Annotated in this window: 23 protein-coding genes and 1 riboswitch; of the genes, 15 read left to right on the top strand and 8 right to left on the bottom strand. The window is 65.6% G+C overall.

What is annotated here, in order from left to right; genetic code table 11:
• Positions 1-3: 3 nt before the first annotated feature.
• From nuoE to NKH59_RS16315, 6 genes are read right to left on the bottom strand one after another with little or no spacing between them, the layout of a single operon-like run.
• Entirely contained in the window at positions 4-1,065 is a 1,062-nt protein-coding gene (nuoE, locus tag NKH59_RS16290) for an NADH-quinone oxidoreductase subunit NuoE (RefSeq protein ID WP_352539618.1), read from the bottom strand.
• Complete coding sequence (locus NKH59_RS16295) at positions 1,066-1,446, bottom strand: hypothetical protein (RefSeq protein WP_352539617.1); 381 nt, start codon at positions 1,444-1,446, stop codon at positions 1,066-1,068.
• Complete coding sequence (locus NKH59_RS16300) at positions 1,443-2,633, bottom strand: NADH-quinone oxidoreductase subunit D (protein ID WP_352539616.1); 1,191 nt, start codon at positions 2,631-2,633, stop codon at positions 1,443-1,445. Before NKH59_RS16300 ends, NKH59_RS16295 begins: the two co-directional genes overlap by 4 nt.
• Complete coding sequence (locus NKH59_RS16305; protein ID WP_353022376.1) at positions 2,634-3,236, bottom strand: NADH-quinone oxidoreductase subunit C; 603 nt, start codon at positions 3,234-3,236, stop codon at positions 2,634-2,636.
• Between the two features lie 5 nt (positions 3,237-3,241).
• Positions 3,242-3,823, bottom strand: coding sequence for a NuoB/complex I 20 kDa subunit family protein (locus tag NKH59_RS16310; protein ID WP_023670824.1), 582 nt, complete (start codon positions 3,821-3,823; stop codon positions 3,242-3,244).
• Positions 3,814-4,179 carry an NADH-quinone oxidoreductase subunit A gene (locus NKH59_RS16315; RefSeq protein ID WP_023798850.1) on the bottom strand — a complete coding sequence of 122 codons (366 nt, stop codon included), beginning with the start codon at positions 4,177-4,179 and terminating at the stop codon, positions 3,814-3,816. The genes NKH59_RS16310 and NKH59_RS16315 overlap by 10 nt, the downstream gene beginning before the upstream one ends.
• Positions 4,180-4,514: 335 nt before the next feature.
• Here NKH59_RS16315 and NKH59_RS16320 point away from each other — a divergent pair, with 335 nt between their 5' ends.
• From NKH59_RS16320 to NKH59_RS16355, 8 genes are all read left to right on the top strand, one after another.
• The gene (locus NKH59_RS16320) at positions 4,515-5,714 is read left to right on the top strand and encodes a winged helix-turn-helix domain-containing protein (RefSeq protein WP_352539614.1); all 1,200 of its coding nucleotides are present in this window, start codon (positions 4,515-4,517) and stop codon (positions 5,712-5,714) included.
• 29 nt (positions 5,715-5,743) lie between these two features.
• A riboswitch (cobalamin riboswitch) is annotated at positions 5,744-5,947 on the top strand.
• Between the two features lie 38 nt (positions 5,948-5,985).
• A complete protein-coding gene (locus tag NKH59_RS16325; protein ID WP_352539613.1) occupies positions 5,986-6,420 on the top strand; it encodes a DUF1636 family protein in 435 nt (144 codons plus the stop codon).
• Entirely contained in the window at positions 6,417-7,457 is a 1,041-nt protein-coding gene (cobW, locus tag NKH59_RS16330; RefSeq protein ID WP_352539612.1) for a cobalamin biosynthesis protein CobW, read from the top strand. The genes NKH59_RS16325 and cobW overlap by 4 nt, the downstream gene beginning before the upstream one ends.
• Positions 7,458-7,475: 18 nt before the next feature.
• Positions 7,476-11,135: a cobaltochelatase subunit CobN gene (locus NKH59_RS16335; RefSeq protein WP_352539611.1), complete on the top strand. Its 3,660-nt coding sequence runs from the start codon at positions 7,476-7,478 to the stop codon at positions 11,133-11,135.
• A complete protein-coding gene (gene cobG / locus NKH59_RS16340) occupies positions 11,132-12,601 on the top strand; it encodes a precorrin-3B synthase (protein ID WP_352539610.1) in 1,470 nt (489 codons plus the stop codon). The genes NKH59_RS16335 and cobG overlap by 4 nt, the downstream gene beginning before the upstream one ends.
• The gene (locus NKH59_RS16345; protein ID WP_353022379.1) at positions 12,598-13,245 is read left to right on the top strand and encodes a precorrin-8X methylmutase; all 648 of its coding nucleotides are present in this window, start codon (positions 12,598-12,600) and stop codon (positions 13,243-13,245) included. The genes cobG and NKH59_RS16345 overlap by 4 nt, the downstream gene beginning before the upstream one ends.
• Positions 13,242-14,000, top strand: coding sequence for a precorrin-2 C(20)-methyltransferase (locus tag NKH59_RS16350; protein WP_352539608.1), 759 nt, complete (start codon positions 13,242-13,244; stop codon positions 13,998-14,000). Before NKH59_RS16345 ends, NKH59_RS16350 begins: the two co-directional genes overlap by 4 nt.
• Positions 13,997-14,761, top strand: a complete 765-nt coding sequence (locus NKH59_RS16355) for a precorrin-3B C(17)-methyltransferase (RefSeq protein WP_352539607.1) — start codon at positions 13,997-13,999, stop codon at positions 14,759-14,761. Before NKH59_RS16350 ends, NKH59_RS16355 begins: the two co-directional genes overlap by 4 nt.
• Here NKH59_RS16355 and NKH59_RS16360 read toward each other — a convergent pair.
• Complete coding sequence (locus tag NKH59_RS16360) at positions 14,725-15,510, bottom strand: cobalt-precorrin-6A reductase (protein WP_353022381.1); 786 nt, start codon at positions 15,508-15,510, stop codon at positions 14,725-14,727. The genes NKH59_RS16355 and NKH59_RS16360 overlap by 37 nt on opposite strands.
• Between NKH59_RS16360 and cbiE the strand changes: the two genes are divergently transcribed.
• The 7 genes from cbiE to cobT are packed head-to-tail and all read left to right on the top strand — an operon-like array spanning position 15,509 to position 21,794.
• Entirely contained in the window at positions 15,509-16,750 is a 1,242-nt protein-coding gene (gene cbiE / locus NKH59_RS16365) for a precorrin-6y C5,15-methyltransferase (decarboxylating) subunit CbiE (RefSeq protein ID WP_352539605.1), read from the top strand. The genes NKH59_RS16360 and cbiE overlap by 2 nt on opposite strands.
• The gene (locus tag NKH59_RS16370; RefSeq protein ID WP_352539604.1) at positions 16,747-17,127 is read left to right on the top strand and encodes a cobalamin biosynthesis protein; all 381 of its coding nucleotides are present in this window, start codon (positions 16,747-16,749) and stop codon (positions 17,125-17,127) included. Before cbiE ends, NKH59_RS16370 begins: the two co-directional genes overlap by 4 nt.
• Positions 17,124-17,888 carry a precorrin-4 C(11)-methyltransferase gene (cobM, locus tag NKH59_RS16375; protein ID WP_352539603.1) on the top strand — a complete coding sequence of 255 codons (765 nt, stop codon included), beginning with the start codon at positions 17,124-17,126 and terminating at the stop codon, positions 17,886-17,888. Before NKH59_RS16370 ends, cobM begins: the two co-directional genes overlap by 4 nt.
• Positions 17,885-18,691: a uroporphyrinogen-III C-methyltransferase gene (cobA, locus tag NKH59_RS16380; RefSeq protein WP_352539602.1), complete on the top strand. Its 807-nt coding sequence runs from the start codon at positions 17,885-17,887 to the stop codon at positions 18,689-18,691. The genes cobM and cobA overlap by 4 nt, the downstream gene beginning before the upstream one ends.
• Positions 18,688-20,001 carry a cobyrinic acid a,c-diamide synthase CobB gene (locus NKH59_RS16385; RefSeq protein WP_353022383.1) on the top strand — a complete coding sequence of 438 codons (1,314 nt, stop codon included), beginning with the start codon at positions 18,688-18,690 and terminating at the stop codon, positions 19,999-20,001. The genes cobA and NKH59_RS16385 overlap by 4 nt, the downstream gene beginning before the upstream one ends.
• Positions 19,998-20,759, top strand: a complete 762-nt coding sequence (locus NKH59_RS16390; RefSeq protein ID WP_352539600.1) for an adenosylcobinamide-GDP ribazoletransferase — start codon at positions 19,998-20,000, stop codon at positions 20,757-20,759. Before NKH59_RS16385 ends, NKH59_RS16390 begins: the two co-directional genes overlap by 4 nt.
• A 24-nt stretch (positions 20,760-20,783) precedes the next feature.
• Positions 20,784-21,794: a nicotinate-nucleotide--dimethylbenzimidazole phosphoribosyltransferase gene (gene cobT, locus NKH59_RS16395; protein WP_352539599.1), complete on the top strand. Its 1,011-nt coding sequence runs from the start codon at positions 20,784-20,786 to the stop codon at positions 21,792-21,794.
• A 360-nt stretch (positions 21,795-22,154) separates the two neighbouring features.
• Here the strand turns inward: cobT and NKH59_RS16400 are convergent, their stop codons facing one another.
• Positions 22,155-22,349: a hypothetical protein gene (locus NKH59_RS16400; RefSeq protein ID WP_353022385.1), complete on the bottom strand. Its 195-nt coding sequence runs from the start codon at positions 22,347-22,349 to the stop codon at positions 22,155-22,157.
• Positions 22,350-22,353 lie beyond the last annotated feature (4 nt).

Below are 22,353 nucleotides of genomic sequence, written 5' to 3' on the forward strand. Positions count from 1 at the left end.
TCCTCAGACCGGCTTCTTGCCGGTCGGCCGGCTCTTGTTTCCGGGCGACGGCTTGGCCGCCTTGGCGGCAGCCTTCGCCGGTTTGACCTTGGCCTCCGGCGCTTTGAAAGCAGACGCCGGCTCGGCCTTGTTCTTGGGGCCCTTGCGCTGTTTCGAGACGTCCTCGACCTGCGGTTCGGCCTTGTTGGCATTGGCGGCCGAATGCAGAGGCGCTGCGACGCTCGCCGCCCTTTCCGCCGCGGGCGCGACTTTCGTCGCCGACGGCGATTTCAGCGCCGGGTTGGTCTCGACCGCGTCGGTCTTCGGCTTGCTGGCATTCGAGGGCGCAACCGGCGCCGGCGCGGCAGGAGCAGCTGGCGGAACTGATGCTGCGGCGGCAGCCGCCGGCTCTGCATACTTGGCCGCCTTGGTCGCCGCCCTGGTTTCCCGGTCGCGGGTCGCCTTGAGGATCGCCTTTTCGCTCTTGAGGGTCGTCAGGCCACTGGCCGGCTCAGAGGTGATGCGGCCGTTTTGCGGTCCTGGCGTCACCGAAGCACCTTTGCCGGCGTCATAGAGGTCGATGATCTCGGCAAGCCGCTCCGGCGTCAAATCCTCATAGGTGTCCTTGAATATCATCACCATCGGTGCGTTGACGCAGGCGCCGAGGCACTCGACCTCCTCCCACGACAGCGTGCCCTTGTCGTTGGTGTGGAACTGGTCGTGATGGATCTTCGAGCGGCACACATCCATCAGCGCTTCCGAGCCGCGCAGCATGCAGGGCGTGGTGCCGCAGACCTGGATATGCGCGCGGGTACCGACCGGATTGAGCTGGTACTGCGTATAGAAGGTGGCGACTTCCAGCCCACGGATATAGGGCATGTCGAGCATGTCGGAGATCGTCTCGATCGCCGCCTTGGTCACCCAGCCTTCCTGCTCCTGCGCCAGCATGAGCAAGGGGATAATCGCGGATTGCTCGCGCCCCTTCGGATATTTCTTGATCCACTGCTTCGCCGCCGCCGCATTCGCCCGATTGAAGGCGAAGGAGGCTGGCTGGAGGCTGGCTTCTGCGAGACGGCGGACTGACATTTAGCTTTTAACTCTGTTGTAGCAGTCGAAATAAAAACGAGGGTCGGACCTGGCCAAGACCGCGGTACTCTCATCGTTTCCGATCTTTCCCCGGGTAGTGTCGACATAGTCGCGATATTCGCGATACCGATCCGAGCAATCCGCGCCAAGGGCCACATTCCAATCCGGATATGCCGTATCGGCATAAAGATACCAACCGGAATCCAGATCCCAAAGTCGGCCCGTCGTGGTTACCCTGCACATGACATCTGTCTTCACGCCCTCAAGGCGGCAGGACACCCAATAGGCTTCCGCCGAGCTGCCCCAGGCGGCAACGGCACCCATGCCTGCCACTCCGGCAGCAAAACCGGCAGCAACATGCAGGGCGCTCCGCATCTTCACCGATCCACCTCCCCGAAGACGATATCGAGGGAGCCAAGCACAGCGGTGACGTCGGCCAACATGTGGCCGCGGCACAAAAAGTCCATGGCTTGCAGATGCGCAAAGCCGGGCGCGCGCAGCTTGCAGCGATAGGGTTTGTTGGTGCCGTCGGAGACGAGATAGACGCCGAACTCGCCTTTCGGCGCCTCGACGGCCGCATAGACCTCGCCGGCCGGCACGCGGTAGCCTTCGGTATAGAGTTTGAAGTGATGGATCAGCGCTTCCATCGAGCGCTTCATCGCCGCGCGCTTCGGCGGCACCACCTTGCCGTCGAGGTTAGACACCGGTCCGCTGCCTTCCTTGCCGAGCAACAAGTCGACGCATTGGCGCATGATCTTGGCCGACTGTCGCATCTCTTCCATGCGCACCAGATAACGGTCGAAACAGTCACCGTTCTTGCCGATCGGAATGTCGAAATCCATCTCGGCATAGCATTCGTAGGGCTGCGATTTGCGCAGGTCCCACGGCGCGCCCGAGCCGCGCACCATGACGCCGGAAAAACCCCAGGCCCAGGCGTCGGCCAGAGACACCGTCGCGATGTCGACATTGCGCTGCTTGAAGATGCGGTTGCCGGTCAAGAGTGAGTCGAGGTCGTCGACCGATTTCAGGAACGGGTCGATCCAGCTGCCGATGTCCTCGATCAGCTTCTGCGGCAGGTCCTGGTGGACGCCGCCGGGGCGGAAATAGGCGGCATGCATGCGCGAGCCGCTGGCACGCTCATAGAACACCATCAGCTTTTCGCGTTCGACGAAGCCCCACAGCGGCGGCGTCAGCGCGCCGACATCCATCGCCTGCGTCGTCACGTTGAGGATATGCGACATGATGCGGCCGATTTCCGAATAGAGAACTCGGATCAACTGGCCCCGCTTCGGCACCTCGATGCCGAGCAACCGCTCGGCGGCGAGCGCAAAGGCGTGCTCCTGGTTCATCGGCGCGCAATAATCGAGCCGGTCGAGATAGGGCACGGCCTGCAGATAAGTCTTGGCCTCGATCAGCTTTTCCGTGCCGCGATGCAACAGCCCGATATGCGGATCGACGCGATCGACGACTTCGCCGTCAAGCTCCAGCACCAGGCGCAAAACGCCGTGCGCCGCTGGATGTTGCGGGCCAAAATTGATGTTGAAGTTGCGAACGGAGGTTTCAGCCATTTACTGCTTTGCCTTTTCGTCGCCTGGAAGGACGTAATCCGTACCTTCCCACGGAGACAGAAAATCGAAATTGCGGAATTCCTGCTTGAGCTCCACCGGCTCGTAGATGACGCGCTTGGCTTCGTCGTCGTAACGCACCTCGACGAAGCCGGTCAGCGGAAAGTCCTTGCGCAGCGGATGGCCTTCAAAGCCGTAATCGGTCAAAATCCGCCGCAGATCCGGATGGCCTGAAAACAGCACGCCGTAAAGATCGTAGGTCTCGCGCTCGAACCAGTCGGCGCCGGGATAAATCCCGGTGATCGACGGCACCAGCGTCTCTTCGTCGGCTTGGACCTTTATGCGGACGCGGATATTCTGCCTCGGCGACAGCAGATGATAGACCACATCGAAGCGCTTTGCCCGCGACGGATAATCGGCGCCGCAAACGTCAATGATCGAAATGAACTGGCATTTCGGGTCGTCGCGCAGGAAGGTCACCACCTCGATCAGGTCGCGCGGCTCGACCGAGATGGTGAGTTCGCCATAGGCGAACCCCGCCGCGCCGATCCGGCCGATCAGCTTCTCGCCGAGATAGGTCGAGAGGTCATTCAACGCCTGGGTCATGCCGCTCACCGCTCGATCGTGCCGGTGCGGCGGATCTTCTTCTGCAGCAGAAGGATGCCGTAAAGCAGCGCTTCGGCGCTCGGCGGGCAGCCGGGCACGTAGATGTCGACCGGCACGATGCGGTCGCAGCCGCGCACCACCGAATAGGAATAATGATAATAGCCGCCGCCATTGGCGCAGGAGCCCATCGAGATGACGTAGCGCGGCTCCGGCATCTGATCGTAGACCTTGCGCAGCGCCGGCGCCATCTTGTTGGTCAGCGTGCCGGCGACGATCATGATGTCGGACTGGCGCGGGGACGCGCGCGGCGCGACACCGAACCTCTCCGAGTCATAGCGCGGCATCGAAGTATGGATCATCTCGACGGCGCAGCAGGCGAGGCCAAAGGTCATGAACATCAGCGAGCCGCTGCGCGCCCAGGTGATCAGCGCCTCGGTCGAGGTGACGAGAAAGCCCTTGTCGGCGAGCTCGTTGTTGATCTCCAGGAAGAATGGATCGTCGGACCCGACCGGCCTGCCGGTGTTGGGGTCGATGAGGCCCTTGGGCTTCGGCGCGACGAGCGTACCGGAACTGTCGTTCAATCCCATTCCAGCGCTCCTTTTTTCCATTCATAGGCAAAGCCGATGGTCAGCACCGCCAAAAACACCATCATCGACCAGAAACCGAGCATGCCGATCTGACTGAACGACACCGCCCACGGAAACAGGAAGGCCACCTCCAGATCGAAGATGATGAACAGGATCGACACCAGGTAGAAGCGGATGTCGAATTTCATGCGGGCGTCGTCGAACGAGTTGAAGCCGCACTCATAGGCCGAAAGCTTTTCCGGATCGGGGTTGCGATAGGCCACCAGGAAGGGTGCGGCGAGCAGCGCCAGTCCGACGACCAGCGCCACGCCGATGAACAGGACGATGGGCAGGTACGAACTCAACAATGCGTTCATTCTGCAGCTTTCCGTTGCGGCCAATCCACTCTGATTACAGCACCGGACCCACTTGCGGAAGCGTGACAGTTTAACCACTGAACCGTTTTAAGGGGGCTCTATGCTGCAACGCGGCGAGGGTTAGCGCAGCGCTTTCGGCGAAGCAAGTCAAACCTTGTTCAAATCGCGGTGCTGGACGGCATATCCGGGAAAACTGGTCCGATCCGCTCCTGTTTGATTTCCTTCACTTTTTACTCCACTTTTCTCTCCTGACATGGATGCCGCCAAAACCCTGCTAGCATGGCACGGAATCGCAGGTCATTTTCTCTGTCCAAAATCGTCCGGATGCCGCCTTCATGAAGGAAAAAATCTCGCTTGCCATGGCCCGCCGCATTGCGCTGGCGGCACAGGGATTCAATGACCCGCGCCCCACCGGCACGCCTGACCGCCGGCATCTGGCCCGCGTGCTTGCCCGTACCGGCCTGCTGCAGATCGATTCCGTCAGCGCCGTGGTGCGCGCCCACTATATGCCGCTTTATTCGCGGCTTGGCCCTTACAAGCTGGCGTTGCTCGACAACGCCGCCGTCACGCGCAAGCGCATGGTCTTCGAGTATTGGGCGCATGAAGCCTCGTTCTTGCCGGTCGAGACCTATCCGCTGATGCGCTGGCGCATGCAGCGGGCCGAACGCGGCGACGAAATGTACAGCGGACTGGCCAAATGGGGCCGCGAGCACGCCGCCTATATCGAAGACATCTATCGCGAGGTCGCCGAACGAGGCCCGATCGCGGCGTCGGCTTTCGAAGGCCAGAAGGGTTCGGGCGGCTGGTGGGGCTGGAGCCATGCCAAGCATGCCTTCGAGTGGCTGTTCTGGGCCGGCCGCATCACCACGGCGCATCGCCGCGGCTTCGAGCGGTTCTACGATCTGCCGGAGCGCGTGCTGCCGCCGGCGGTACTCGCGCTACCGGTTCCCTGTCCCGAGGATGCTCACCGCGAATTGCTGCGCATCTCGGCCCGCGCCCACGGCATCGCCACGGCAGGCGACCTGCGCGACTATTTCCGCCTCTCGCCCGCCGACATCAAGGGCCGCATCGAGGAGTTGGTCGAGGCCGGCGACCTGTTGCCGGTGAGCGTCGAAGGCTGGAGCAAAACAGCCTATCTCCACAACGACGCCCGTTTGCCGCGCAGGATCGAGGCGCGCGCCTTGCTCGCGCCGTTCGATCCCGTCGTCTTCGAGCGGTCGCGCACCGAGCGCTTGTTCGACTTCCACTACCGCATCGAGATCTACACGCCGGCCGAAAAGCGCCGGTATGGCTATTATGTGCTGCCATTCCTGCTCGGCGACAGCATCGTCGGGCGCGTCGACCTCAGGGCCGACCGTCCGGCCGGCGTATTGCGCGTCCATGCCGCCTATGCGGAGCCCGGCGCCCCGCCACAAACCGCTGCCGAACTCTTCGAGGAATTGAAGCAGATGCAGGGCTGGCTCGGGCTTGAGCGCATCGAGGTGACCGCTGCCGGCGATTTGGGCCGGCCGCTCGCGGACATCGCCGCGCCATAGACGTGCGTTGACACGACTGCCTCCACAAGCCTAAATCGGTTCCAGACGGTCCCCTGCCCGCAACGGCAGGGGCCAAGAGGGAATGCGGTGCGAAATCTCGATTTCAAATCCGCGGCTGTCCCCGCAACTGTAAGCGACGAGCCAAGGCCGAAAACCACTGGGATATTCCCGGGAAGGCGGCACCCAGGCGATGACCCGCGAGCCAGGAGACCTGCCGTCTAGGACCTAAGAATCCGATGGCCTGGCGGGTTTTCCGGGCAAGGAGCCTGATTTGGAACGCGACAGCAGTTTTCCGGCTGAGACAGCGGATTTATTGTCCGGCCATGGTGATTCCCCGGCCGGCGTTACCGTCATCGTCTGCTCGTCCTGCCGTGACGAGACCGGTTCGGACGCTCATCCGCGCGCCGGCGAACTGCTCGCAGAGGACACGCGCCGCGCTGCTTCCAGCGAAAACATCAAAATCCGCGCCGTCGAATGCCTCGGCAATTGCAAGCGCCGGCTCAGCGCGGCCATGCTGCGCGACGGCTGCTGGAGTTACGTCTTCGGTGATCTGACCACGACCAGCGGCGCCGATCTCGTCACCGGGGCAAAGCTGTTCGCCACCTCGACGGATGGGCTCATTCCATGGCGCGGCCGTCCCGATTGCCTGAAGCGCGGCCTGGTTGCCCGCATCCCTCCCCTTGACCTGTTGAAGGACCTGACATGACCGCTGCCTCCCTTTCGCGCGTTCCCTGCACCGTGGTCACCGGCTTTCTCGGCGCCGGCAAGACGACGTTGATCCGCCATTTGCTCGAAAACGCCAAAGGCAAGCGCCTGGCCATCATCGTCAACGAGTTCGGCGACATCGGCATCGACGGCGAGATCCTGAAGGGCTGCGGCATCGACACCTGCCCCGAGGAAAACATCGTCGAGCTGGCCAATGGTTGCATCTGCTGCACCGTCGCCGATGATTTCGTCCCGGCGCTGGACCAGATCCTGTCGCTGACGCCGAGGGTCGACCACATCCTGATCGAGACATCCGGCCTCGCTTTGCCCAAGCCGCTGGTCCAGGCCTTCCAGTGGCCGTCGGTGAAAAGCCGCGTGACGGTGGACGGCGTCATTGCCGTGGTCGACGGACCGGCGCTGGCTGATGGCCGCGTAGCCAACGACATGGACGCCCTGCAGGCGCAGCGGGCGCAGGACGAGACGCTCGACCATGACGATCCGGTCGAGGAAGTGTTCGAAGACCAGCTCGCCTGCGCCGACCTGATCATCCTGTCGAAGAGCGACCTGATGGACGCAGCCGGCTCGGCCCGTGCCAATGCCGTCATCGGCAAGCACGTTGCGCGGGCGGTGAAGATCGTACCGACTTCGCAAGGCAAGGTCGACCCTTCGGTGCTGCTCGGCCTCGGCCTCGCCGTCGAGGACGACATCGAGAACCGCAAGACCCACCACGACGACGAGCTCGACCACGAACATGACGATTTTGACTCGTTCGTCATCGACATCGCATCTGTGTCCAACCCGAACGAGCTCGCACAACGCGTCGCCACGGCGGCGGAGGAAGAAAACGTGTTGCGCGTCAAGGGTTTCGTCGAAGTCGGCGGCAAGCCGATGCGGCTCCTGCTGCAGGCCGTCGGTCCGCGCGTCAACCACTATTACGACCGCGCCTGGACCGCTGAAGACGACCGCCGCTCGCGCCTCGTCGTCATCGGCCTGAAAGGGCTGAACCGCCCGGCCATCGAGCGTATCCTCGCCGGCTGACCCCAGGTACGAGCCGCGATGCACATCCTCACCACCACATCCGCCTCGCTCGACGATCTCGCCGAGCCTGTCGATCTCAGGCAAACGCCTGCGGATGTCGTGGCGCTGTCCTTCACCGACAGCGACCTGGCCGGGCTGGCGGCGGCGTGGAAGGCAGATGCGCACCGCCTGCCGTCGATGCGGCTCGCCGCCTTGCGCGACCTGCGCCATCCGATGTCCGTCGACCTGTGGATCGACAGTGTCGCCCGCCACGCCAAGGTCATTCTGGTCCGCATCCTCGGCGGCTATGACTGGTGGCGCTATGGCTGCGACCAGCTCGCCGCTATCGCGCGAAATCGCGGTATCAAGCTGGCGCTCCTACCGGGCGAGAGCCACGACGAGGATTTGCGACTGATCGAAGGCTCGACGCTGCCGCGCGAGGAGTTGGACGCCCTGCTTGGCTACTTCCGCGAGGGCGGGCCGGCAAATATGACGGCGCTGGTGCAGAGGCTGGCAAGTCTCGCTGGATCGGGTGCGGCGGTAGCCGAACCTGTTAGCGTGCCAAAGGCGGGATTTTACGAGCCGGGACTGGGGGTCGTAGAACGCGGTGTCCCCCTCCCCCTCGAGGGGAGGGCCCGGCCGCAGGCCGGGGGTGGGGTCCTCTCCGAAGCGCGCCTGCACAAAACGTCGAGCACTGCCGTGACGACCCCACCCGGCCCTGCGGGTCCCCTCGAGGGGGAGGGGGACGTCGTGCCAATTCTCTTCTACCGTTCGATGCTGCTCGCGGCCGATGTCGCGCCCATCGACGCGCTTTTCGAAGCCCTGCGCCACCGCGGCATGGCTCCCGTGCCTATGTTCGTCTCCAGCCTCAAGGACCCGGCGTCGCTCGCCTTTGTCGCAACCGCGCTCGCAACCCTGAAGCCTGCCGCCATCATCACCGCCACAGCTTTCGCCTCGGGTGCCGAGCCCGGCGTTGAAACCCTGTTCGACCGCGCCGGCGTGCCCGTGTTCCAGGTCATCGTCGCAACCACCCGCCGCGACATCTGGCAAACCAATCAGCGCGGCCTGGCGCCCGCCGACCTTGCCATGCATGTCGTCCTGCCCGAGCTCGACGGCCGCATCCTGGCCGGCGCCATTTCATTCAAGGGCGAAAGCGAAACCGACCCGGCGCTGGCCTTCCGCGCCTTCGCCAACCGGCCTGAGCCCGACCGCGTGGCGCAAGTGGCGAACCGTGTCGAGGCCTTCGTGCGCCTGCAGCGGTCGCCGCGTGCGGAGCGCAAGCTCGCCATCCTGATCCCCGACTATCCGAGCGCCCCCGGTCGCACCGGCTACGCGGTTGGTCTCGACGTGCCGTCCAGCGTCCTGGCAATGCTGCACGACCTCAGCGAACAGGGCTACGCCGTTGAAAGCATTCCGCAAACACCGCGCGAGTTGCTGGAGACGCTGGAAAAGGGCGGCCATGGGCTGGCATTGAAGGAGTATTTGACCTTCTCGACGGAATTGCCGCCGTCGGCCATCGCTGCGGTGGAAGCCGCATGGGGAAATCCAGAAGATGAGACAGGTTTGTGCGAGGCACCCCCCTCTGTCCTGCCGGATATCTCCCCCTCAAGGGGGGAGATTAGCAGTTCCGCCACCGGCTCTCCCTTAAGGCCCTCGGTAATTGGCGAAAGTAGAGACAACAGCGCAATCTCCCCCCTTGAGGGGGAGATGTCCGGCAGGACAGAGGGGGGCGCGACAGAACGCCAACCTTCGCTGCTGGTCAGCGAAAAACAATTCGCCTTCCGCACAGCCACCTTCGGCAACGTCACCGTGGCACTCGCCCCTGACCGCGGGCGCTCAGCCGACCGCCGCGCCGACTATCACGACCCGACGCTGCCGCCGCGCCATGCGCTGGTCGCCTTTGGGCTCTGGCTGCGCAAGTCGCTCGGCATCCATGCAATTGTCCATGTCGGCGCCCACGGCACGCTGGAGTGGCTGCCCGGCAAGACCGTGGCGCTCAGCGAAAACTGCTTTCCCGAGATAGTCACCGGTCCCCTGCCCGTCATCTATCCCTTCATCGTCTCCAACCCGGGAGAGGCAGCGCAGGCCAAGCGGCGCATTGCCGCCGTCACGCTCGGCCATCTGCCGCCGCCGCTGACCGGCGCCGGGCTGGACGAAAACCAGCACCGGCTTGAACGACTGGTTGACGAATATGCCCAGGCCGACGGGCTCGACCGCCGCCGCCGCGACCGCCTGGCGAAGCTGATCGTCGAGACGGCGGAAAAGACCGGCCTCGCCTCGGAAGCCGGGGTTGCCCAAACCGACGTCCCCGACGAAGCGCTGCGCCGCATCGACGCCTGGCTCTGCGATCTCAAGGATTTCGCCATCAAGGACGGCCTGCACATTTACGGCCGCTCGCCGGAAGGCGAGGCTGATCCGTTGCGGCGGCAAAGCGCGGCAGCTGAAAAAACCGCGCTGCTTGCCGCCCTCGACGGCCGCCACGTCGCTGCCGGTCCGGCCGGTGCGCCGGCGCGTGGCCGGAGCGATGTGCTGCCCACCGGCCGCAATTTGTTTACCGCCGACCCGCGCACCATGCCGACGCCGACCGCCTATGATCTGGGCAAGGTGGCAGCGGAGGAAGTCGTCCGCAGCTACATGCAATCGCATGGCGACTGGCCGCGCTCGCTGGTCATCGACCTCTGGGGCTCGGCCTCGCTGCGCACCGGCGGTGAGGAGATCGCGCAAGGCCTGGCGCTGATGGGCTGCCGGCCGCAATGGGATTCCGCCACCGGCCGCATCACCGGCATAGATGTGCTGCCGCCGGCAACACTCGGCCGTCCGCGCATTGATGTCACCTGGCGCATATCGGGCCTGTTCCGCGACATGTTCCCGACCCAGATCGCGCTGATCGACGCCGCGGCCAACGCGGTGGCGACCCGCGACGAGGACGATTCGGAAAACCCGCTCGCCGCCAGGGCCCGCATCGACGGCAAGATCAGCCCGCGCATTTTCGGCACCTCGCCGGGCACTTACGGCGCGGGCGTCGAGGACTTGTTGTCGAGCGGCGACTGGGCCGCGCGCGAAGAGATCGGCCGCACCTATCTCGCCGCCACCTCGCACGCCTATGGCGGCTCCGAGGGCAAAGGCATTTCGGCGCCCGGCGCGTTCGAGGATCGCCTCGCCGAGGCCGACCTTCTGGTTCATACCGGCGACGACCCCGGCCGCGACATCCTCGAAGGCTCGGCCGACGTCGCCTTCATCGGCGGCTTTTCGGCAGCGCTTGCCGCGCTCGGCAAGAACGCCGACGTGATCGTGCTCGACACCACGGACCCGCAAAAGCCGAAGCCGCGCTCGATCAGTGAGGCCGTATCCCGGGTAGTTCGCGCCCGCGCGGTCAACCCGCGCTTCATCGCCGGCCAGCTGCGGCACGGGCCGCGCGGCGCCTCGGAATTCGCCGAGACGGTCGACCGGCTGGTCGGCTTTGCCGAGACTACCCATGCCATATCGGGCACGCTGATCGAGGCGGTGCACGACGCCTATCTTGGCGACCCCGTGGTGCGCGCCTTCATCCTGCGCGAGAACCCGGCGGCGGCGAAGGTGATCGCCGAGCGTTTGCTGTCGGCACGGCGGCGCGGGCTCTGGCATCCGCTGCGCAATTCGATCGATGGCGATCTCGCCGCACTGATTGCCGAAGCGCAAGCGCTGGGAGTGGCGGCATGAACGCTTTCTCGCTCCGTGGCGCCTGCCCCGCTTTGTCGGCGCCGATGCAAACCGGTGACGGGCTGCTGGTGCGGCTCAATCCGGTCGCTGGAGGACTGTTGCCGAAGTCGTTGATCGGAGCCTGCGAATCCGCCTTGCGCCATGGCAACGGCATCATGGAAGTGACCGCCCGCGGCAGCCTGCAGATCCGCGGCCTGACGCCGGCAAGCGCGCGGCTGCTGGCGATGGAGGTCGATGCGCTCGGCATCGCTGTGCGCACCGGCGTGCCGGTCGAGACCGGCCCGCTGGCCGGGCTCGACCAGGAGGAGATAGCCGACCCGCGCCCGATGGCGGAGCTGATTCGGGCGGCAATTGAGGACGCCGGTGTTACGCAACGCCTTGGCCCGAAGGTTTCGGTGATTGTTGACGGCGGCGGGCAGCTGACAATGGATGCGGTTACGGCCGATGTCAGGCTGGTCGCGGTGCGGGCCGCCGACGGAATTAAGTGGTGGGTATCGCTCGCCGGAGACGTGCAGGGTGCTACGCCGCTGGCGATATCCGAGGAAGATGCGGCTTGTGACATCGCCGTCGCCATTCTCAGGATGGTTGCCGAAAAGGGCCGCGATGCTCATGCACGGGATTTGACGGCGAGGCAGCTGAGATCTCTCGCAAGTTGGCGATCCGTCGCGCCCCCCTCTGTCCTGCCGGACATCTCCCCCTCTAGGGGGGAGATCGGCAGCTTCGCCGGCGGCTTCCCCCCAGCACCTTCGGCGATTGGCGAAAGCGGAGACGAAGGCGCCATCTCCCCCCTAGAGGGGGAGATGTCCGGCAGGACAGAGGGGGGCGCGAAGGATCGCCGGCCCATCGGAATTTTCGATCTGGCAGCCGGCAGTACCTCCCTCGGCATCGGCCTGCCGTTCGGCAGCATACCAGCGCAAAAGCTTATCGATCTCACCGAACACGCCCTCACCCTCGGCACTACCGAAATCCGCCTGGCGCCGGGTCGCGCGCTGCTTTGGCTTGGCCTCTCCCCAGCCGCATGTCTTTCCCTCCAGAAAACCGCCGCAGCCCTCGGCTTTGTCACCGACGCAGCCGATCCGCGCACCAGGATCGCCGCCTGCCCGGGTGCTCCCGCCTGTGCCTCGGGCCGGATCGCCACCCGCGACATCGCCGAGATCATCGCTACAGAAAACCGCGACATCCTCGATTACTCCTTAACGCTGCACATCTCCGGCTGCGCCAAGGGTTGCGCCCATCCTGGTCCGGCGGCGCTGACCCTGGTCGGTGGCGAAAACGGAGCCGGACTTGTCGTGGACGGGACGGCAAAGGCATTGCCCGCCGGATACAGGCCGGGCTACGACGCCGCGCACGGCATCGGCCGCGTTGCAGCGGTGATCCGCAGCGCACGACATCCCGGCGAAACCGCTGCCGCCTGCCTGGCGAGGCTCGGCGCGGCCGGCATCACCGAAATCTATCGACAGGAATGAGCATGCCCGCCCAGAACGCCTACGACTACATCCGTGACGGCACGGCGATCTACGAGCGCTCCTTCGCCATTATCCGCGCCGAAGCCGACCTGTCGCGCTTTTCCGAAGCCGAGGCCGAAATCGCCATCCGCATGATCCACGCCTGCGGCCAGGTCGAGGCTGCGCGACACTTCGTTTTCTCGAGCGATTTCGTCGCCGCCGCGCGCACGGCGTTGGGGGCCGGCGCGCCGATCTTCTGCGACGCGCAGATGGTCTCGCATGGCGTCACGCGCGCCCGGCTTCCGGCCGGCAACGAGGTGATCTGTACGCTGCGCGATCCACGGACAGCCGACATCGCGAAAAAGATCGGCAATACCCGCTCGGCCGCGGCGATCGACCTGTGGGGCGAGCGCATGGCCCGTTCGGTCGTCGCCATCGGCAATGCGCCGACAGCCCTTTTCTATCTGCTGGAAAAGCTGCGCGACGGCGCCCCGAAGCCGGCGGCGATCATCGGCATGCCGGTCGGGTTTGTCGGCGCCGCCGAATCGAAGGATGCGCTGGCCGAAAATTCCTATGGCGTGCCTTACGCCATCGCGCGCGGCCGGCTGGGCGGCAGCGCCATGACCGCCGCCGCGCTCAACGCTTTGGCGAGGCCGGGCCTATGAATGCGATCGCAAGAGGTCGGCTGGTCGGCGTTGGCACCGGTCCTGGCGACCCGGAACTTTTGACGCTGAAGGCAGTGCGCGCGTTGGCCGAGGCCGAAGTCGTTGCGCATTTCGCCAAGCGCGGCAACAACAGCAACGCGCGGGCCATCGTCGGCGCGCATTTTCGCCCCGATTTGATTGAACTGCCGCTGTTCTATCCGGTGACGACCGAGATCGACAAGGATCACAGCGATTACCGCTCGCAGATATCGGATTTCTACGAAGAGTCGGCCGAAAAGGTCGCCGAGCACCTCAGCGCCGGCAGGATGGTCGCGGTGCTCTCGGAGGGCGATCCGCTTTTCTACGGCTCCTACATGCATCTTCATGTCCGGCTGGCGCACCGCTTTCCGAGCGAAGTCATTCCCGGCGTCACCGCCATGTCCGGCTGCTGGTCGGCGACCGGCCTGCCGATCGTCCAGGGCGACGACGTGCTGACGGTGCTGCCGGGCACCATGAGCGAATTCGAGCTGACGCGTCGCCTCGCCGATACCGACGCTGCGGTGATCATGAAGGTCGGCCGCAACCTGCCCAAGATCAGGCGCGCGCTGGAGGCCACCGACAAGCTGGCGCGGGCCATCTATGTCGAGCGCGGCACCATGCCGGGCGGCGTCTCGATGCGGCTGGCCGATAAAAAGGACGACCAGGCGCCTTATTTCGCCATCGTGCTGGTGGCCGGCTGGTCGGGCCGACCAAGCGCATTGAAAGCCGAAGCATGAGCGGCCGCCTCACTGTCATCGGCCTCGGGCCCGGCAACGCCGACCAGGTGACGCCGGAGGCAAGCCGCGCCGTTGCCGAGGCAAAATTCTTCTACGGCTATAAACCCTATCTCGACCGGCTCGATCTGCGCCCCGACCAGATTCGCGTCGCTTCCGACAATCGCGAGGAACTCGCGCGCTCCAGGGACGCGCTGCTGAAGGCTGTGGAAGGCCACGATGTCGCCGTCGTGTCGGGCGGCGATCCCGGCGTCTTCGCCATGGCCGCGGCCGTCTGCGAGGCGATAGAGGCGGGCCCACCCGAATGGCGCGCGGTCGACATCGCCATCGTGCCCGGTATCACCGCCATGCTCGCCGTCGCCGCCCGCATCGGCGCGCCGCTCGGCCATGATTTCTGCGCCATCTCCCTGTCCGACAATCTGAAGCCGTGGGACCTGATCGAGCTACGCCTGCTGGCGGCAGCCGGCGCCGGCTTCGTAATCGCGCTCTACAACCCGATCAGCAAGGCGCGCCCATGGCAGCTAGGCCGCGCCTTCGAATGCCTTGCTGCGATCCTGCCCGGCACCACGCCGGTGATCTTCGGCCGTGCCGCCGGCCGTCCCGACGAGCGCATCGAGGTTTTTCTGCTGGCCGACGCCGATGCCGCGAAGGCCGACATGTCGACCTGCATCATCATCGGCTCGCCGGAAACCAGAATCATCAAGCGGGGTGACAAGGCCGCGCTGGTCTACACGCCGCGTTCGGCAGCGGGCCCAAGAACATGACCGACCAGAAAATGATCGACCATCGCGGCAAGAGATTCGACGGTCTCAGCCGACGTGACGTCCGGCAGCGCCGGCCTGCGGATCATCACCACCTCGATTCCCAGCGCTCGCGCCGCCGCGATCTTGCCGTAGGTCGCCTCGCCGCCGCTGTTTTTGGAAACAACGACTTCGATGTGGTGTTGCAGAAGCAGTGCATGTTCGTCGACTTCCCGAAACGGCCCGCGCGCCAAGAGATAGGTCGCATCGGGCACAGCGAGCCTGGGCTCGACCGGGTCGACACTGCGGATGAGATAATGATGCTGGGGAGCGGCCTTGAAGGCAGCGACCTCCTGTCGCCCGAGCGCCAGGAACACGCGGCGCGGCACCGATCCCAGAGCCGTCACCGCGCTGGCAACGGTGTCGACCAACATCCAGCGATCACCTTCGACCGCCTCCCATCCGGGACGCCTGAGCGCAACGATAGGCACGCCGGTCATGCGCGCTGCTTCCGCCGCATTGGCAGAGATTCGCGCCGCATAGGGATGCGTGGCGTCGATCAGCAGGTCGATCTTGTTCTGGCGGAGATACGCCGCCAGCCCGCCGGCACCGCCGAAGCCGCCGACCCGCACCGGCACCCCCTGCGCGGCCGGGTTTTCGGTGCGGCCGGCCAGCGACAGCATGACCGAAATATCCGCGCGCGCGGCCAGCTTTCCGGCCATTTGCCGGGCTTCCGTGGTTCCGCCGAGGATCAGAATGCGGTGGGTCGTCATGCCTGCTGAAGCTCCGCGCGGCGCCAAGCTCACCTCAAAGTGGCTCACGATCATCGGCATCGGCGAGGACGGTGTAGCGGGTCTCGGCGACGAGGCCAAGCGGTTGATCGCGGAGGCCGAATTCGTCTTCGGCGGCAAGCGCCACCTTGCCCTCGTCGCGTCGCTCGCCAAAGGTGAAGCGCGCGCCTGGCCGACACCTTTCGATGCCGAGATGCGCGACGTGCTGGCGCTCTCCGGCAGACGCGTCTGCGTGCTGGCCTCCGGCGATCCCCTCTACCACGGTGTCGGCGTCACCCTCGCCCGCAAGGTCGCGGCAGAGGGTATGCGGGTGATCCCCGCGCCCTCGGCCTTTTCGCTGGCCGCCTCACGCCTGGGCTGGGCGCTGCAGGACGTCGAGACCATTTCGCTGCATGGCCGCTCGCTCGACCTGATCCGGCCGTCGCTGCATCCTTGCACCCGCATTCTCGCGCTGACCTCGGACAGCGATGCACCGGGAGCGATTGCCCGTCTCATGACCGAACTTGGCTTCGGCGCTTCGCGGTTGATGGTGCTGGAGGCGCTGGGTGGGCCGAACGAAAGCCTGCGCTCGGCGAGCGCCGGCACTTTCGACCTCGAAAAGATCAACCCGCTCAACGTGCTCGCGATCGAAGTTGAATCGACTTCGCAAGCACGCATCCTGCCGCTGACACCGGGACTTGCCGATCATTTGTTCGAGCATAACGGCCAGATCACCAAACGCGAAGTGCGCGCCATCACCCTGTCCGCTCTCGCGCCAAGACGCGGCGAACTGCTGTGGGACATCGGCGCCGGATCGGGCTCCATTGGCATCGAATGGATGCTGGCGCATCCCTCCATGCGCGCCATTGCCGTTGAGGCCGATCCGACCCGCGCCGCGCGCATCCGACGCAACGCCGCGGCTTGCGGCGTTCCCAGTCTCACCGTCGTCGAAGGTTCGGCACCGCAAGCTCTTGCCGGGCTGGAGACGCCCGCGGCGATCTTCATCGGCGGCGGCGGCAGCGATGCCGGCGTGCTGGAAGGAGCCATCGATGCCTTGCCTGCCGGCGGCCGCCTCGTCGCCAATGCGGTGACCCTGGAGATGGAGGCGCTGCTGCTTTCCCGTCACGCCGCGCACGGCGGCCAGCTCGCCCGCATCGCTGTATCCCGTGCTTCGCCGGTTGGTTCGATGCAGGCCTGGCGGCCGGCTATGCCGGTCACTCAATGGAGTTGGGTCAAGCCATGATGGTCGCGGGCATCGGCAGCCGCAAAGGCGTCAGCGCAACGGACGTGCTTGCCGCGGTAGAAACCGCGCTGGAGGCGCACGGGCTTGCCCTGCCCGCGCTTTCGGCCCTCGCGACCGCGTCTCTCAAGCAGGATGAGGCGGCAATCTTCGACGCCGGACGCGAACTCCGCCTTCCGGTAATCGTTGTCGGGCAGGACGAACTCAAAGCCGCATCTACGACCAGCCGTTCCGACCTATCGCAGGAGCATGCCGGCACGCCGTCAGTTTCCGAAGCCTCGGCGCTTGCCGCCGCCGGCAAAGGCGCAAAACTGCTCGGGCCGCGCACCGTGCTCGGTGCTGTCACTTGCGCCATCGCCATCAGCGGAGAGGCGGCATGACCGTTCACTTCATCGGTGCCGGCCCGGGTGCTGCCGACCTCATCACCTTGCGCGGCAGCCGCCTGCTCGGCAGTTGTCCCGTCTGCCTCTATGCCGGATCGATCGTCGCGCCCGAGCTGTTGCAGCACTGCGCGCCCGGAACGAGGTTGATCGACACCGCGCCGATGTCGCTCGACGAGATCGAGGCCGAATATCTGGCCGCCCACGCGGCCGGCAATGATGTCGCCCGCCTGCATTCCGGCGATCTTTCGGTGTGGAGCGCCGTTGCCGAGCAGATCCGCCGGTTGGAAAAGCACGGCATTCCCTACACGCTGACGCCGGGCGTGCCGTCATTCGCCGCTGCGGCGGCAGCGCTGCGCCGCGAGCTGACCATTCCAGAAGTCGCGCAAAGCCTGGTGTTGACCCGAATCTCCGGCCGCGCCTCGAAAATGCCGCCCGGCGAAACGCTGGCCGGCTTCGGCCGCACCGGCGCCACGCTGGCCATCCACCTTGCCATCCACGCCATCGACCGCGTCGTCGCCGAGCTGACGCCGCATTGCGGCGCCGACTGCCCGGTCGCGGTCGTCTTCCGTGCCTCCTGGCCGGACGAGCGCGTGCTGACCGGCACGCTGGCCACCATCGAGGCGCAATTGGCCGCCGATCCGATGGAACGCACGGCAATCATCTTCGTCGGCCGCTCGCTGGCGGCCGAAGGCTTTGGCGAAAGTTCACTGTATGACGCGCATTACCAGCGGCGCTTTCGCGGACGGGACGGATTGTGAGCGGCAGCAATAGAAACACTACGGTCGAGCAGGCGCTCACCCGGCTGAACTTCAAGCCGCGCCAGCTGGAGCCCGGTCACGTCTGGCTAGCCGGTGCCGGCCCTGGCGATCCCGGCTGCCTGACGCTGGAAGTGCTGGCCGCCCTCGGACAGTGCGACGCGCTGGTTTATGACGCGCTGGTCTCGCCCGCGGTCGTCGCCGTCGCCGAGGGCGCGGAACTGTTCTATGCCGGCAAACGCGGCGGCAAGCCGTCGATGAAGCAGGACGACATAACCGCTCTGCTGGTCCGGCTGGCGCGCGCGGGCCGGCGCGTCGTCAGGCTGAAGGGCGGCGACCCCTATATTTTCGGGCGTGGCGGCGAAGAGGCGCTGGCGCTGGCCGGGGAAACTATCCCGTTCCGCATCCTGCCTGGCCTGACGTCCGGCCTCAGCGCGCTGGCCGCGACCGGCATTCCCGGCACCATGCGCGGCATCAACAAGGCGCTGATCCTGGCGACCGGCCATGCCGCCGGCACCGATGATGATCTCGACTGGGCGGCAATCGCTCGCACCGGCCAGCCGGTGGTCATCTATATGGGTATGGCCAACCTGCCGCTGATCGCCGCTTCGCTGCTCGAGGGCGGCCTGCCATCTTCGACGCCCGCCGCGGCCATCGTTGCCGCGACGACGCCGCAGGAGCGTATCGTCGTCGCCACGCTCGCGACGATTGCCGAGGAAACGGCCGCAGCCGGCTTGACCTCGCCGGCGCTGATCGTCGTCGGCGGGATCGTCGGGATGCGCGCGGCACTGGCGGGTGAGCCATGACCCGCGCCATCATCATCGGCGCGCCGCGCTCGGGCTCGGGCAAGACCAGCGTCACCATCGGCATTCTACGCGCCCTCGCCCGGCGCGGCCTGAAAGTGCGCGGCGCCAAATCCGGCCCGGACTATATCGATCCCGGCTTCCACACCGCCGCCACCGGGTTGTCCGGCATCAATCTCGACAGTTGGGCAATGCCGCCCGCCCTGCTCAACGCACTGGCCGGCGAAGCGACCGAGGACGCCGACTTCATCTTCCTCGAAAGCGCCATGGGCCTGTTCGACGGGATCCCTGCTGCTCTGGGCCGTTCCGGCTCGGCCGCCGATCTCGCCCGGCTCTATGGCCTGCCGGTGCTGCTGGTGCTCGACGTCTCCGGACAGTCGACCACGGCGGCGGCCGTCGCCAAGGGCTTTGCTATTTATGACCCCGATGTGCGCATGGCCGGGGTCGTGCTCAACCGGCTGGGCAGCGAGCGCCACCGCCGGCTATGCGGCGATGCCATCGAGGCACTTGGCCTGCCTGTCGTCGGCGCCATCCTGCGCGATCCCTCGCTCAACCTGCCCGAGCGCCATCTCGGCCTCGTCCAGGCCGGCGAATATGAGAATCTGATGGCGCATCTCGACCGGCTGGCCGACATGGTCGAGCGCTCGCTCGATCTCGAGGCCATCATGGCGCTGGCGGCGCCATTCACGCCCGCGCCGGGCAATTTCGACGACGCGCTGCCGCCGCCCGGCCAGCGCATCGCATTGGCCGAGGACGCCGCCTTCACCTTCCTCTATCCGCACGTTGCCGCGCATTGGCGCAAGGCCGGCGCCGAGATCGTTCCGTTCTCGCCGCTCACCGATGAGGCGCCAGGCGACGATTGCGATGTCTGCTGGCTGCCCGGCGGCTATCCCGAGCTTCATGCCGGCCGCCTCGCGGCCGCGGCGAATTTCAGGGCCGGCACGGCGCGGTTCGCCGCCACGCGGTCGGTGCACGGCGAGTGCGGCGGCTTCATGGTGTTGGGCGAAGCGCTCGAGGACGCGTCGGGCGAGACGCATCGGATGCTTGGCCTCCTCGGCCATTCGACCAGCTTCGCCAAGCGCAAGATGAATCTCGGCTACCGCGAGGCGCGGCTGCGGTCCGGCTGTCCGCTCGGCAGCCAAGGCACGCTGATCCGCGGCCATGAATTCCACTACGCGCAGATGATTGCGACCGGCAATGACGAGCCGCTGGCCGACCTCGCCGACGGTCAAGGAAATCCGCTCGGCGCCTCGGGCTACCGGCGCGGCAATGTCAGCGGCACGTTCTTCCATGCCATTGCGAGGGGCGGATGAAGGCCTCGCAACAGCAAATTCTCGATGATATCGCGCTTTGCCTCGTCTTCTTTACCCGGCTGCCGCTGCCGCGAGCCGACTTCCGTGGCCGCAGCCTTGCCGCTGCGATCTGGGCTGCACCCGTTGCCGGCCTCGCCGTCGCTGTTGTCGGTGGGCTGGTCTACGCCGTGGGCACAAGGCTCGGCCTTGCCACGGCTCCCGCTGCCGCATTGACCCTTGCCGCGATCCTGCTCGCCACCGGCTGCCTGCATGAAGACGGGCTTTCGGATGTCGCCGACGGCTTTGGCGGCGGCAAGACACGCGACGGCAAACTCGAGATCATGCGCGACAGCCGCATCGGTGCCTACGGCGCCTGCGCGCTCGGCATCTCGCTGCTGATCCGCTGGAGCGTGCTCTCTGGATTCGCCGGCCCGGCCCATGTCTTCTGGGCCCTCATTGCCGCGCATGCGGGCTCGCGCGGCCTGCTCGGCGCCTTCATGCACCTGCTGCCGCCGGCCCGCGCCGACGGCCTCTCGGCTGATGCAGGCTTAGTCACCGCCGAAACCGCGGGTGTCGGTGCCGCGCTCGGTGCGATCGCGCTGCTAACGCTTGGGGTCGGCGCTGCCATCTTGGCGCTCGTCCTGCTTGCGTTTCTGTTTGCCGCGTTCCGGGCGCTTTGCCTGAACCAGGTCGGCGGCCAGACCGGTGACACCGTCGGTGCCCTGCAGCAGCTGGGCGAGATCGCAATCCTGCTCGTCGCTTCCGTTTCCCTTTCCTGACTCTGTTTCGGAGATTTTGCCCCCATGCCTTTCAAATCGCTCGATGAACTGCGCGCCGCCTGCCTCGACCTGCCCATTGGCAGCGACGCCGCGGCCAATGCCGTCGCCCGCCGCCAGGACACGCTGACCAAGCCGCAAGGCAGCCTTGGCCGGCTGGAGACGATAGTCGCCTGGCTGGCGCGCTGGCAGGGCCGCGACATGCCAAAGCTCGACCGTGTCAAGGTCTTGGTCTTCACCGGCAATCACGGCGTCACCGCGCAAGGCGTGTCGGCCTTCCCGTCGGAGGTCACCGTGCAGATGGTGGCGAATTTCGCCGGCGGCGGCGCCGCCATCAACCAGCTTGCCCGCGTCGCCGGCGCCGAACTCGACGTCATCCCGCTCGACCTCGACCGTCCGACCGGCGACTTCACGCAAGAGCCCGCGATGGACGACGAGGCCTTCCTCGCCGCTGTCTCCGCCGGCTACGACGCGATCAGCAGGGATCTCGACCTCGTCTGCTTCGGCGAAATGGGCATCGGCAACACCACGCCGGCGGCGGCCATCTCGACCGCGCTGTTCGGCGGCGGCGCGGAGCGATGGACCGGGCGTGGCACAGGCGTCGACGATGCCGGCCTCGTGCGCAAGATCGTCGCCATCGAGGCCGGCCTGAAGCGCCATGCCCCGGCGCTAGCTGACCCCCTGAAGATAGCAGCAGCCCTCGGCGGCCGCGAACTTGCAGCGATCCTTGGTGCGACGCTGGCGGCGCGCCATCTCGGCGTGCCGGTATTGCTCGACGGCTTCGTTTGCACCGCCGCCGCGGCACCCTTGGCGAGATTGTATTCTGCCGGCCTCGCTCACACACTGGCCGCTCACGTCTCTGCTGAATCCGGCCATCGCCGGCTGCTGGAGGCACTCGACCTGCCGCCCTTGCTCGACCTCGGCATGCGGCTCGGCGAAGGCTCCGGCGCCTGCCTCGCGGTCAACATCGTCCGCTCGGCATTGGAATGCCACGCCCGCATGGCAAGCTTTGCAGAGGCCGGCGTGTCGGAGAAGTAGGCGCTCGCAGAGGGTGCGGTTAACCGGCCCTTGCGCCGAGCGGAGGCGTCGCGTTTGATCAAGGCGGGCGGAGGAGAAATGCCTTGTGCGGAAAGAACTAGCAGTGATTTTACTGTGCGGACTGTGAACGGGTGGCACCGCCGAGCCGCCTCAGAAACGTGGTCGCCGCGGACTTCATGTCCGACAACGAGAACCAAGCCAATGCGCAGAGGGTGATGAGGATCGTTAAGGCTAGAGGCGGGAGGGTGAAGCATCGGGATTTTGCTTGTAGCGATGAAACACACCATGAAGGCGAGAGCTGGAGAGATTCACGATAGCGATAAGTGACGGGCTGAATGCTTAAGGATATAAGCTTATATTTCAGATCAATTCTTCGAATCCTTTTGCCATTTTTCTCTTCGCCAATAAATTAACGAGGTTCTTGTCTCCTCTCTCAGTGATCTTCCAGTAGCTATTTTTGTCGTTTACCCCGCGCTTTTTTACGCCTTGCTCTAAAAGCCCCAAAGCTCGAAATTGAATTAAGATTTCACTCCAAGTTTCTATACTAATAACCACTTGA

Source organism: Mesorhizobium sp. M0998, assembly GCF_040318885.1.
Classification (GTDB): domain Bacteria; phylum Pseudomonadota; class Alphaproteobacteria; order Rhizobiales; family Rhizobiaceae; genus Mesorhizobium.